The organism is Acinetobacter sp. NIPH 2699 (assembly GCF_022549355.1).
Taxonomy (GTDB): Bacteria; Pseudomonadota; Gammaproteobacteria; order Pseudomonadales; family Moraxellaceae; genus Acinetobacter.
Window position 1 is genome coordinate 158999 of the sequence record NZ_JAKZGL010000002.1, and the last position, 13644, is coordinate 172642.

6 protein-coding genes are annotated in these 13644 nt (G+C 38.7%); all 6 read left to right on the forward strand.

The genetic code is table 11. From position 1 onward, the window contains the following. Window positions 1-10: 10 nt before the first annotated feature. The 6 genes from infB to MMP72_RS15880 all read left to right on the forward strand — a co-directional run bounded on the left by infB (window position 11) and on the right by MMP72_RS15880 (window position 13627). Window positions 11-2728, forward strand: coding sequence for a translation initiation factor IF-2 (gene infB / locus MMP72_RS02720; RefSeq protein ID WP_241314283.1), 2718 nt, complete (start codon window positions 11-13; stop codon window positions 2726-2728). Further along, window positions 2728-3126, forward strand: coding sequence for a ribosome-binding factor A (locus MMP72_RS02725; protein WP_130161884.1), 399 nt, complete (start codon window positions 2728-2730; stop codon window positions 3124-3126). The genes infB and MMP72_RS02725 overlap by 1 nt, the downstream gene beginning before the upstream one ends. A gap of 217 nt (window positions 3127-3343) precedes the next feature. Next, window positions 3344-4108: a hypothetical protein gene (locus MMP72_RS02730; RefSeq protein WP_241314285.1), complete on the forward strand. Its 765-nt coding sequence runs from the start codon at window positions 3344-3346 to the stop codon at window positions 4106-4108. 2 nt (window positions 4109-4110) lie between these two features. Beyond that, complete coding sequence (locus tag MMP72_RS02735; RefSeq protein WP_241314287.1) at window positions 4111-4713, forward strand: hypothetical protein; 603 nt, start codon at window positions 4111-4113, stop codon at window positions 4711-4713. A gap of 16 nt (window positions 4714-4729) precedes the next feature. Then, entirely contained in the window at window positions 4730-5359 is a 630-nt protein-coding gene (locus MMP72_RS02740) for a hypothetical protein (protein WP_241314289.1), read from the forward strand. Between the two features lie 18 nt (window positions 5360-5377). After that, a complete protein-coding gene (locus MMP72_RS15880; protein ID WP_277606310.1) occupies window positions 5378-13627 on the forward strand; it encodes a calcium-binding protein in 8250 nt (2749 codons plus the stop codon). The last annotated feature ends 17 nt before the right edge of the window (window positions 13628-13644 follow it).

A 13644-nucleotide genomic window follows, 5' to 3' on the forward strand; every position in this document is an offset into this window, starting at 1 on the left:
GAGATAATAGATGACGGACAAGTCGATTCAAGAGTTAGCGCTCAGCGTAGAACGTCCTGTAGAGAAACTCCTAGAGCAGGTTCGTGATGCAGGTCTACCACAGCGTAAAGCAGATGATATTATTACCACTGAGCAACAAGACACTTTAGTCAATCATTTGAAAAAAGTTCATGGTCAGGAAAGTGGTAACACAGGAAAAATTGCGTTGAAACGTAAAACAACGAGTACTGCTAAAGTTACAAGTACTTCGGGTAAAGCAAAAAGCATCAATGTTGAAGTTCGTAAGAAACAAGTTTTTGCTAAACCGAACCCAGAGTTGCTTGCTGCTGAAGCAAAAGCACGTGTAGAAGCAAATGTGAAAGTACGTGCTGAACAAAATGTACGTACTGAAGCAGTGCAAAATGCACGTGATGTTGCAGAGAAAAAAGCAAATGCAACCTTAGAAGCGATGCGTGCAGCGCATACTTCTGATACTTCAACACAAGCGCCAGCAAAAACGGCTGTTGTGGTGAAAAAGCGTAATAGCGATAAGGTAATTAAAGCGCCTCAAGTGGTAAAACCATCAGAGACGGCTGAACAGAAAAAAGCGCGTGAAGCTCAAACGGCTCAGTTAAAAGCGACTGAAGAAGCAGTGCGTCGTAAGGCGGCTGAAGAAGCTCAGCAACGTACGCTTGAACAAATGCGTAAAATGGCATCAAAATATTCAAATGATGATACCACTACCACTGTTCGTGTGATTGATGATTCGCCTTTAGCAGCGGGTCTCGTTGGTCAGGCGTATGAAGATTCCTTTAATAAGGAAGACCGTGAAATCAAACGTGGTGGCGCAACTGCAAATCCACGTGCGGGTAAGAAAGGCGGTCGTGGTGGTGATGCTCAGTCTGAACAAAGCTTTAGTAAGACCCATCATAAGCGTGGTTTGAAAACTAGCCAAGCCAACAAGCATGGTTTTGAAAAACCTGTGAAAAAACAGATTTATGATGTTGAAATTGGCGAGAAAATTATTGTTGCCGATCTCGCTCAAAAGATGGCTGTTAAAGTTCGTGAAGTCATCAAAACCCTGATGAAAATGGGTGAGTTGGTCACGCAGAATCAAGCCATTGAGCAAGATACAGCGGTACTTGTGGTTGAAGAAATGGGACATAATCCTGTTCTGGTTTCTGATACGCAAGCAGAAGATAATTTGTTAGTTGCGGCTGAAGAAGCACGTGGTGAGCAAACAACGCGTCCTCCAGTGGTCACAATCATGGGTCACGTTGACCATGGTAAAACATCATTACTGGATCGTATCCGTCGCTCTAAAGTGGCTGCGGGTGAAGCGGGTGGTATTACTCAACATATTGGTGCTTATCACGTTGAAACTGAGAAAGGCATTATTACTTTCTTAGATACCCCAGGACACGCAGCGTTTACGTCTATGCGTGCACGTGGTGCAAAAGCGACTGATATCGTGGTACTGGTTGTTGCTGCTGATGATGGTGTTATGCCACAAACTGCAGAAGCAATTGATCATGCGCGTGCTGCTGGTACACCAATTATTGTTGCCATCAACAAAATGGATAAAGAATCAGCAGATGTCGATCGCGTCTTAAATGAATTGACCACCAAAGGTATCGTGCCTGAAGAATGGGGCGGTGATGTCCCTATCGCTAAAGTTTCAGCACATTCAGGTGTCGGTATTGATGGGTTACTTGACCTGATCTTGATCCAAGCTGAATTGATGGAACTCAAAGCTTCTGCGGACGGTGCGGCTCAAGGTGTGGTGATTGAAGCACGTGTTGATAAAGGTCGTGGTGCGGTTACGTCGATTCTGGTACAAAACGGTACATTGAACATTGGTGATTTAGTTCTTGCTGGTTCATCGTATGGTCGTGTCCGTGCGATGGTCGATGAAAATGGCAAACGTATTACCTCTGCGGGTCCTTCAATTCCAGTTGAGATTTTAGGTTTACCTGAAGCGCCAATGGCGGGTGATGAAGTCCTTGTGGTCAATGATGAGAAGAAAGCACGTGAAGTTGCTGATGCTCGTTCTGATCGCGAACGTCATAAGCGTTTAGAACGTGCGAGTGCGATGCGTCTTGAAAACATCATGGCGTCTATGGGCAAGAAAGATGTGCCTTATGTGAATGTTGTGCTTAAAACTGATGTACGCGGTACTTTAGAAGCATTGCATGTTGCGCTTGATGAGCTTTCAACTGATGAAGTGAAAGTACGTGTGATTGGTTCTGGTGTTGGTGCAATCACTGAGTCAGATGTCACTTTAGCTGAATCTTCAGAAGCCGTATTACTTGGTTTCAACGTCCGTGCGGACAACACTGCGCGTCAGAAATCTGACCAAGACGGTATTGATATTCGTTACTACAGTATCATTTATCAACTGATTGATGACGTAAAAGCAGCAATGAGTGGTAAGCTTGCACCTGAACACCGTGAAACCATCTTGGGTGTGGCAGAAGTACGTGAAGTATTCCACTCAAGTAAATTTGGTGCAGCAGCAGGCTGTATGGTACTTGAAGGTATGTTACACCGTAATAAACCGATTCGCGTATTACGTGATGACGTGGTTGTGTTCCAAGGTGAACTTGAATCTCTTCGTCGTTATAAAGAAGTGGTTGAAGAAGTTCGCGCAGGTATGGAATGTGGTCTTGCGGTGAAAGGTTATAAAGACATCAAAGTACAAGATAAGATCGAAGTCTATGATGTTCAATTGATTAAACGGAGTCTTTAATGGCGGGTAGCCAACGCTTAAAGCGCATGGCGGATTCTGTACAACGAGAGTTGTCTGAGCTCATCCGTCAGGAGCTTAAAGATCCACGGTTAGGTGGTCTAGTGACCATCTCAGCCGTGAAAGTCAGTGCCGATATGGGATATGCTGAAGTTTATGTCACTGTGATGGGGCGTGAACTGGGTGATGATCAAAGTGAAGCGGCAAATAAAGAAACTTTAGATGTGCTGAATAAGGCTTCTGGTTTCTTGCGTCATGAATTGAGTCGTCGCATCAAGACGCGTATTACGCCAAGATTGCGTTTCCATTATGATAAAACCAATGCGTATGGTAACTATATGTTTGGTCTGATTGCTGAAGCTGTGAAGGATTTGCCTGAACACGAGCAAGATAAAGAATAAGTTAAAAAGCCACCTGAGGGTGGCTTTTTTATGTTAGGTGTTTGGATTGGAATGAGTGAATTAGTTTGTTCGAAATAAAAGATTATTAAAGAGAAGTGTAGCTCATTTAAAAGAAATTTTGCTAGCTAAATCAAAAATATATGCAGACTGATCTGTATGAAAAAGAAGCAAGTCAGCGTAAAATATTGCAGACAAAAGGCTGAAATAAAAATTTAAAATGCATATCCATTTTACCATTGAAGATAACGAAAAGTTGATTGGGGAAGGACCGATTCCGGTTGGTTGGTTTTTAACAGATGATAAAGCTGCAATTCTATATGAAGCACCTTATCGGATGCGTTCTCAGTCTCAGACTAAACATGCAAAGTCAGCAAGCCGTTGTCCTGCGGTGTTGCAGTTGGAAAGTCGCTATTTTGTTATTAATAGCCCATTTGATTTTCATCTACGTTTTGCACGAGATGCACAAGGGAAACCAAGCTTAGTCAATGTACTTGGTGATCAATCACCCGTGCGTGCCAATAAATTACGAGAGCTGCTCACAATTGTCAATGAGAATGAATGGCGTACACCTCAAGTCCCAATCTTACAACTGAAACTTCCGTATTGCTTTATTGCAGATGAAGTAGTGTATCTCACTCAACTAGATGCCTTTGGGCATTACCGCAAGAATCCGCTACCAGGCACGATCTTTGGTGGACGTTTTCCGATTCATATCTGGCCTCGACCACTAATGTGGGCATTTGAATGGCATGACACTTCTACAGATTTAATTCTAAAACGTGGTGAACCTTTATTTTACTGTCAATTTGATGGTTTTGATCCATCACGCACAATAAAACTGCTTCAAGCTGAGAAAACACCTGAACTTATGCACTATATGGATCAAATAAGTGGTGTAGTGAATTATGTAAATCAGACATTTAGTCTGTTTGGGGAGGTGGAAAAAGTTAGACCTAAAAAATTATTAAAAATGGATAAATAATAATGATGAATATAAAAAACTACAGGCCATCAAAAGGTTTTATATGGACTTTACTTTTAATCATTTTTACAGCTTGGCTAGTATATAAATGTGTTCCTTTAACGGAGAAGAGACAGGATGCTCGTATTCATTCATTGATGGAACGGCAAAGGATGAGGCTAGCTCAAGAGTTCGACTCATATACATCAGAAGATTTTGCTAGATTACCAAAATTTGACTCTCGCAAATATGCTCTATTAAAGCGTAATGGTCGTTTTTGGTTAATACCTAGAGAATATTATGGTGCTAATGGGTTTACTATTAGAGTTAGAGATATTAATAAGCTAATGAAAAAAAAATGGGAGGATAATGTTGTGATGGAAGATGGGTTTCGAGTTTTTATGTACTCACCTCAATATTATAATCGTGAAACTGATTATTTGAGTAGTGATAGAGCTTGTAAATCAGATACATTTAGGAAGATTTTCAAGTGGAATGGAGTAGTTATTAATATTGATGCTAATACCTATTCTAAAAAGATTACAGATGATCAATATTTAGATGTTTGTCTAACTGCATTAAAAATTTTAAAAGAAGAAATAAAGGAAATAAATTATGTCAACTAAATTAAGCTAAGTACATATGGATCAAATTGCTGCTATGCGTCTACAGGCAGAAAATGGACAAATTGGTTATTGGCGAATTTATCAAACTTTAGCTAATTTATTACAAACCAACTATGGTTATGAATCAACCAATCCAACAGTGCTTTGGTTGAGAGGGGCAACAGAAGCCAATGCTGGACGTGGTTCGATGTCTGAACTTATTCGTGTTTATAGTAGTACTCAGGCAATGTTGCGTTATGGGGAAACAGTCTCTGAATCAAAAATGCAAGAAGCATCAAATGAAGTGGCTAAAAACTTATTAAAATATTTATTTGATGAAGTTAATGATAATGAAGATACATACGCAATCATACCAAAAATTGAAGATATTGCAGGTAAGGATGCAACAGCAGTAGGAAAGATTTTATTTAATCGTGACCCGAATGATACTGCTGCATCAGAAAAAGCAAACTCCGCATGGTCAGGAACATTGCTCTTCACGCAACTGACAAGTGATCAAAGTTATCGTTTAATGAGTAAAGGAGATAATCCTTTAGCTGTAGATTCCCTCAATGACTGGCGCGATGTGCTATATGCGTATGTAAGCTATGAAGCAGGTTTTAAAGCAGCAAGAGCAAAATTTTTATTAGAAAAATCAATACAATAAAGTACAGATCAGGTAATTTTGGGTGATACATTTTATGGTTATGTTACTGGAGAAAAAACATTTATTGACTATGTCTCTACTCTAGCAATGGGAACAGATAATCAAAAATTATTATCTTCGTTTGGTTTAATTAATAGTGTTGGTGTAAATCGTTTTCTTGATATGTTAATGGGTGCTGTATTAGGCAAATCAATTATAGGAACAACGAATGATGATAACTTTTTTGCGAATGCAAGAGCATTTTTTCAAAGCTCAATTTTAGATTTAGAAACACAATCTTTAAACCAATCAAGTCTATCCGAATTAATCACTTTAGCAAAAACAAATGTAAATGTTCGTTCTGCTCTCAGTGCGCTTTCAATGGTATCAGTCGAAACAAGTTCAGCAGTCCAAAGCAAATTTAGACTATATAATCCATTAACAGAACAAGGTGAAATTACTGAACAGTGGATAGAGGATAGAACCAAGGCATTATTAACTATAAGAAATTATTGGATAACAGGAACAACAATAGGTTCACCTTTACCAGATCAAAACTGGTTGATTGAAGATCTAAGTACAGGAATAAAAGTGGTTAAAATGGGAGCAAATCTTAGTACCCCACAAAACTCCTTTATATTTGGGTCAGAAGGAGATGATATAGATATACATGGGGTTGTTGGAAAAGACCATATATATGGTGGTCGTGGAAATGATCGACTTTTTGGAGGAAAGGGTGATGATTATTTAGAAGGTGGTGCTGGAAGTGATGAACTCTATGGTGGGGATGATAATGACCATTTAGAGGGGATGGATGGAATTGATTTTTTATATGGAGGAGATGGAAACGATCTACTGTATGGCGGGGCCGAAAATGATGAATTGCATGGCGGGGATGGCGATGACCGTTTATATGGGGGAACAGGTGTTGATTATTTAGATGGAGGAGATAATAAGGATCGTTTAGTTGGCGGGCTTGGTGGTGATGAGTTATATGGAGGAGCTGGAGATGATATTTTAATCGCAGGAGAGAGTGGTGATACCGATGGAAAGTTAGGAACAGAAGTCGATTTCGAACGTCTCTCTACATTGGATACTGATAAGAATATTATGTATGGTGGTTCGGGCAGCGATAAGCTTTATGGCAGTGCAGGTGGCGATGAAATCTACACAGGAAATAAATTGGTCTTCGGAAACGCGGGTGATAGTGGAACGATCAATTATGCTTATGGATATGCAGGTAATGATTATATTGTAGGTGCAGAAGGCATAGACTACCTATACGGTGGCAAGGATAATGATCAATTATTTGGAAATGCAGAAAATGATATCCTCTTTGGTGGCGATGGTGATGATGAACTATATGGTGGTGATGATCATGATGTTCTAGTTGGTGATGCTGGAGATGATCGCCTTTTGGGTGGAAAAGGGGGGGATCTCCTTATGGGAGGCACTGGTTATGATACTTATGAATATATTAGAGGAGAGAATAATTTTAAAGGCAAGTTTTATATAGATAATCTCTTTGATGTAGATGGTCAGGGTGAAATTCGAATGAGTACAATGCTGAATATAGGAGGTCAGCAGCTTATTTTGGGAAATCAACTTGAGATCGGCAGAAAATTATTTGCAAATACATGGTTAAGTAGTGATGAACAGTATGTTATCACACGCTATGAAACATCTGGATTGAGTTCTGATTGGTATGCAAGGTCAGATGAAACTTTTAAAGAGCTGTATAGTCCAGATTTATTTACAACGCCAAAATATAATCTAATTATACAAAGTGCTAATCATTGGGAATATCAATATCAAATATGGTTTTGGGAAGATGGTGATTTAGGCCTAACTTTAACAGAATCTTCACCAACAAAACCCAAGCCACCAACACCAGAATCTGATACGCCTGCACCACCACCACGAGACCCTTTGACTTTAGACCTAAATGGTGATGGAAAAATTGCCACGATTGGAATAGATCAAGGTGTACATTTTGATTTGGATAATAGCGGATTTGCTGAAAAAACAGCTTGGGTTGCACCAGAAGATGGATTCTTGGTGTTAGATCGAAATGGTAATGGTCAGATCGATGGTGGGGCAGAATTATTTGGAACAGAAACGATATTATCAAATGGTGCACTGGCAAAGAATGGCTATGTTGCGTTAAGTGAGCTAGATGATAATTTGGATGGGCAAATTACAGAAGCAGATCAAATTTATCAACAACTGCGTGTTTGGCAGGATTTAAATAGTAATGGTGTAGTCGATGATGGAGAGTTGAAATCACTCACAGAACTAAATATTAGCTCAATCGCAACAAATTATCAGTCAAATATAACAAGAGATGAAAATAATGTTGAGCATAGAGAAAATAGTATATTTACTTATGGAGATGGCACAACAGCAGTGACCAATACACTTTGGTTTGATAGCAATCGTAAAGATAGTGTTCCTGTAAGTATACATCAAGGTTCAGAAATTCAGGTTGATCAAGATATCCAGTTATTACCTGAATTGGTTGGTTTTGGTAATGTCTATTCTCTACATCATGCAATGCAGCTTGATGCAACTGGTGAATTAAAACAATTAGTTAAGCAATTTGTTGCAGAGTTTAAAGATGAGTTTACTAGATTAGCGTTAGTTGAGAAGATTATTTTACATTGGGCAGGGCAACAGAATGTACAGGTAAACTCCTTGGGAAATAATATAAATGCTCAACATGTACGAGTAGTAGAAAAGATTTTAGGCGAAAGTCCAGTGAGTAGTATTACTCAAGCAGAATTTATTGGTATAGAAACTGTTTATCAAAAGTACTTTAATTCTGTTTACAGTACACTTATGCAACAAAGCCATAATGCATATTTATTTGATAAAATTGAATTTATAGAAGGAGTGAATGGGGCATGGAGTGCTGACTTCACCCAATTTAATCAGTATATTGTAAATACCTTATTGGAACAGCCAGTTTCTTTGGATGTTTTAAATTTTGTTAATGAAATGTACACCTTCATTAGAGGTATAAATCCTTATAATAATCATATTTATAATACGTTTAGAAATAGCATGGATGTCGAACTAAGAAATAATTTAAGCCAAGATGATTATGAAATTGTTAAAAATAATATTGGTCTTAAAAATTATATACTTGGAACGAATGGGGGTGATATTTTATCTGCCACTTTAACCGGTGATGATATTTTAATAGGAGGAACAGGAAATGATATTCTAGATGGAAAAATAGGTAATGACTCTTATATTTTTAGTTTAGGTGATGGGCAAGATACGATTCATAGTTATGAAAATAATATCAATAAATTGGATCGTATAGTCTTTAAAGAAGGTATTGAAGTTACACAGGTAAGTCTAAAACGTCAAGATCATGATCTGATTGTTAAGTATTCAGAAAATGATCAGATTATAGTTAAAAACTATTTTGATCAGAATGGTGAAACAGCGTACCGAATTGATCAAATTGTATTTGCAGATGGCACTATTTGGGATGTTGAAACGATTAAAGCCAAAGTTATTGAAGCAACTGAAGATAATGATGTAATACAAGGTTATAGTAGTGCTGATCAACTCAATGGCTTGGCTGGCCATGACTCTTATATTTTTAGTTTAGGTGATGGGCAAGATACGATTCATAGTTATGAAAATAATATCAATAAATTGGATCGTATAGTCTTTAAAGAAGGTATTGAAGTTATACACGTAAGTCTAAAACGTCAAGATCATGATCTGATTGTTAAGTATTCAGAAAATGATCAGATTATAGTTAAAAACTATTTTGATCAGAATGGTGAAACAGCGTACCGAATTGATCAAATTGCATTTGCAGATGGCACTATTTGGGATGTTGAAACGATTAAAGCCAAAGTTATTGAAGCAACCGAAGATAATGATGTAATACAAGGTTATAGCAGTGCTGACCAACTCAATGGCTTGGCTGGTCATGATTCGCTGTATGGTTATGCAGGCGATGATAACTTAAATGGTGGAGATGGTGATGATCAGCTCTATGGTGGTATAGGAAATGATACCCTAATTGGTGGTGATGGTAATGACTATCTGGATGGCGGTACAGGTAATGATACCTATGTATTTGCTCCTCATTTTGGTCACGACATTATTTATAACTATGACAGTACAGCAAACCGTCAGGATGTCATCCAGTTTATTGAGGGCTTAGTGCAAAGTGATTTTACTTTTAGACGGCATAACAATGATTTGGTTATTCGCACGTTGGATAGTGAAAATAGTATCACGGTACAGAGTTACTTTAATGAGGATGCTTTAGGGCATTATCGTATTGATCAAATTCAGTTTTCAAATAATACCATACTTGATGTTGAAGCTGTAAAAGCTTTGGTTTTATTGGGAACAGCCGAAGCCGATATTTTAAGAGCTTATGCAACAGGTAGTACTATTTCAGGTGAAGCTGGAAGTGATGTCATTCATGGAAATATCGGTTCAGATCAGCTTTACGGTGGTGAAGGACAGGATCAGCTCTATGGTGACAATGGAGATGACCACTTGGATGGTGGTGCTGATGATGATCAACTCTATGGTGGAACTGGAGACGATGTATTAATTGGTGGTTCTGGCGATGATCTTTTAGATGCAGGAGAAGGTTCAGATCAGCTTTATGGTGGTACTGGGAATGATGTTCTAAATGGAGAGGCTGGCAATGACTTTTTGGATGGCGGGGCTGGTTCAGACCAACTAAATGGTGGATCAGGTGATGATGTTTTAGTTGGTGGATCAGGTGATGATGTACTGATTGGTGGACAAGGAAACGATATTTATCGCTTTGATTTGGGTTGGGGACAGGACACGATCCGATATGAATCCAAAAACCAAACAGATATTGATGTGATTGAGTTTCAAAACATCAATCCAAATGACTTAATTGTCAGAAAAGTTGGTCAAGATATGGTGATTGTTCACCGCACTACAGGAGATCAATTGGTTGTTGAGTCACACTTTAGTGACTACCTGTCCAATAAGCCAATTAATATAATTCGATTTGATGACCAGACAGAATGGAATGAGGCCGCACTCAATATTCAGGCAGTTAAGGGAACTGAATTAGACGATATTATCGAAGGTACCACAGATCATGATGTGATTCATGCAGGTGATGGTGATGATATTGTTTATGGCCGTTCAATCTATTCAGAATCACCAGAAACCCAATACTTTGTTTATGGTGGGAACGGTAACGACAAAATCTATGCCACAGGCTATCTAGATGGTGGTGCTGGTGATGATGAAATTGAAGGCTCTGGACATCTACTTGGTGGTGACGGCAATGACATTCTGACTGGGCAAGGCGTATTGGAAGGTCAGTCAGGTAATGACATCATCACAGGACAAGGCAAACTCTATGGTGGTGATGGACAGGATCATCTCACCTTAACAGGTTTGTATGGTGATGAACTTGGATTACTTTCTGGTGGTTCGGGTGATGACATACTCATTGTTAATGTAAACCGAAGACAATTTGTGGATAGTTATAACCAAAATGATTTTATCCATAATGAAGATGGCTACCATGTCATTCAGGATATTGAACTGACTGAAGCTCAACGAGCTGTTTACATAGAAGGCGGTCAAGGCAACGATACCATCTATGGTTCATTTGGTGATGAAGTTTACCTGTTTAATTTAGGTGATGGTCAAGACATGATTATTGAACGTCCAGCAGGTCAAAATTATAACAATGTTGCTGTCTCATTTGATGTATTACGCTTTGATCAAAATATAGTAACGACTGATATTAGCTTACATCGCTATGGTAGTGATCTCGTCATCAAACATATCAATCAGACAGATCAAATCACTATCCAAAACTACTTTGTGGGTGGACATCATAAGATCAATGAAATTCAGTTTGCTGACTCAACCACTTGGGATAATAGCTATATTGAAAACCATGTGACTTATCATGGTACAGCCAATGATGATGAGGTTTGGGGCTATCGAAATACTCATGAAACCTTTGAAATGGGGGCTGGTGATGACAAAGTCTATGCGGGTGCTGGAAACGACATTATTTACGGGCAGGCTGGCAATGATACTTTATGGGGGCAAGCTGGCAACGACATAATGTATGGTGGTATAGGTGCAGATTATCTAGAAGGTAATGAAGGTGATGACATCCTGTATGGCGATCAGGACAATGATATTCTCTATGGAGGTGCAGGCGATGACATCTTATATGGTGGTGATGGCAACGATACGTTAAGAGGTGGTGCAGGTCACGATATCCTAGATGGAGGTGCAGGTGATGATAAATATTTCTATTATTTAACTGATGGTACTGAAACGATTGACCAGACCGGAGGGGGTAATGATGTCCTCTGGTTAATGGATGATGGTATTACTGAAGATCGAATTAAATTTACCAAAGAAAATAATGACCTGATTGTCACGATTGATAACAACTCAAATCAGTCGATTCGAGTAAAAGACCACTTTTTAGGTGGTGAGAAGGCGATTAGCAGTGTGCAACCAAATGGAGGGTATACCATTACTGCTGCACAAATTGCAGTCAAAGTGAATGCATCTTCTGGAGGTTCGTCTGATCCTATAGGCGATACCATTTACCAATATAGTTCTGGTTCAATGACAATCACAGAACATTCTGGTCAAGATACTGTCCTATTTAAGAATGGAATTACATTTAGCCAAGTTGGTAATTATTTGAATAAATCGGGGAATGATCTAATTCTAAAAGTGAATGGTGGTAATACCAATAAAGTCACAGTGAAGAACTTCTTCTTAGGTGGTGATCATCTTGTCGAGACTTTTCAATTCGAAACAGGTGGTCAGCTCACCGCTGAACAAATCTTTGGAGCTTTTGGGTTAACCATTCCAACTTCACCGACTGAACCAGAGAATCCTGAACCTTCTACTCCTGAAAGTCCAGAGGTTGTAGGAGATACGACTTATAATTACACATCTGGAGAGTTGATCATTACTGAACATTCTGGAACTGATAAAGTCATCTTTAAAAATGGAATTACTTTTAGTCAGATTGGGAACTATCTCAACAAATCAGGTGATGATCTGATCCTTAAAGTGGATGGTAGTAATACCAATAAAGTCATAGTGAAGAATTTCTTCTTAGGTGGTCAATATCTAGTAGAAACATTCCAGTTCGACACTGGTGGACAGCTTACGGCCGAACAAATCTTTGGAGCTTTTGGATTAACCATTCCAGCTTCGCCAAATGAACCAGAGAACCCTGAAAGTCCAGAGGTTATAGGAGATACCACCTATCACTACACTTCAGGCGCTTTAACCATTAATGAACATTCAGGTAATGATAAGGTGGTCTTTAAAAATGGCATTACTTTTAATCAAGTCGGCAGTTATTTAACCAAGTCTGGTGATGATTTAATCCTGAAAGTAAATGGTAGTAACACTAATAAAGTCACGGTAAAAAACTTCTTCTTAGGCGGGCAATATTTAGTAGAAACGTTCCAGTTTGAGACAGGTGGACAAATTACCGCAGAGCAGATTTTTGGGGCATTTGGAATGACGATGCCACAACAAAGTTCACCAGTAAATGTACCACCTGAACCAACTGATTTAGATGCCTTTAATACTATCTATAACTACAGTTCTGGTGCGATGGTGATTGATGAAAAGTTGGGAACAGACCAAGTAATCTTTGGAAATGGAATTACCTTTAGTCAAGTTGGTAATTATCTAACGAAATCTGGTGATGATCTGATTTTAAAAGTGAATGGCAGTAATACTAATAAGGTGACGGTTAAAGATTTCTTCTTAGGCGGTACGCATGAGGTTGAGTCTTTTAGCTTTGAAACAGGCGGTAGTATTTCTTCACATCAGCTTTATCAGGTATTTGGTGTTGATCGACCTTTAAATGCTGAAGATGAAGTGACTCGTATTCTGGTTGGTGACGAAGGAAGTAATACCTTCATTAGTGATGCAACTATCAGTGAATTGTTTGTCTTAAATGAGGGCAACGATATTCTGCAATTATTGTTAAATGCTTCTGGTGAAACTGCTGTGGATTATGTAAGTGATTTTAAGCTTACAGAAGACCAGATTGATTTGTCCCAGATATTGGATAGTCATGCCAATGACTCGAATTTATCAGGCTATATCGAGATTATTTATGACACAGATGCTAAAACCAATACATTGAGTGTTCGCGGTCAGCCTAGTGATGCCTATCAGGATCTATTAATTATGACGAATCAGCGTGAACAAGTGTATTTACAGGATCTTATTAGTAATCAAAGTGTTATATATTAATAACTTGTTACGGTAAG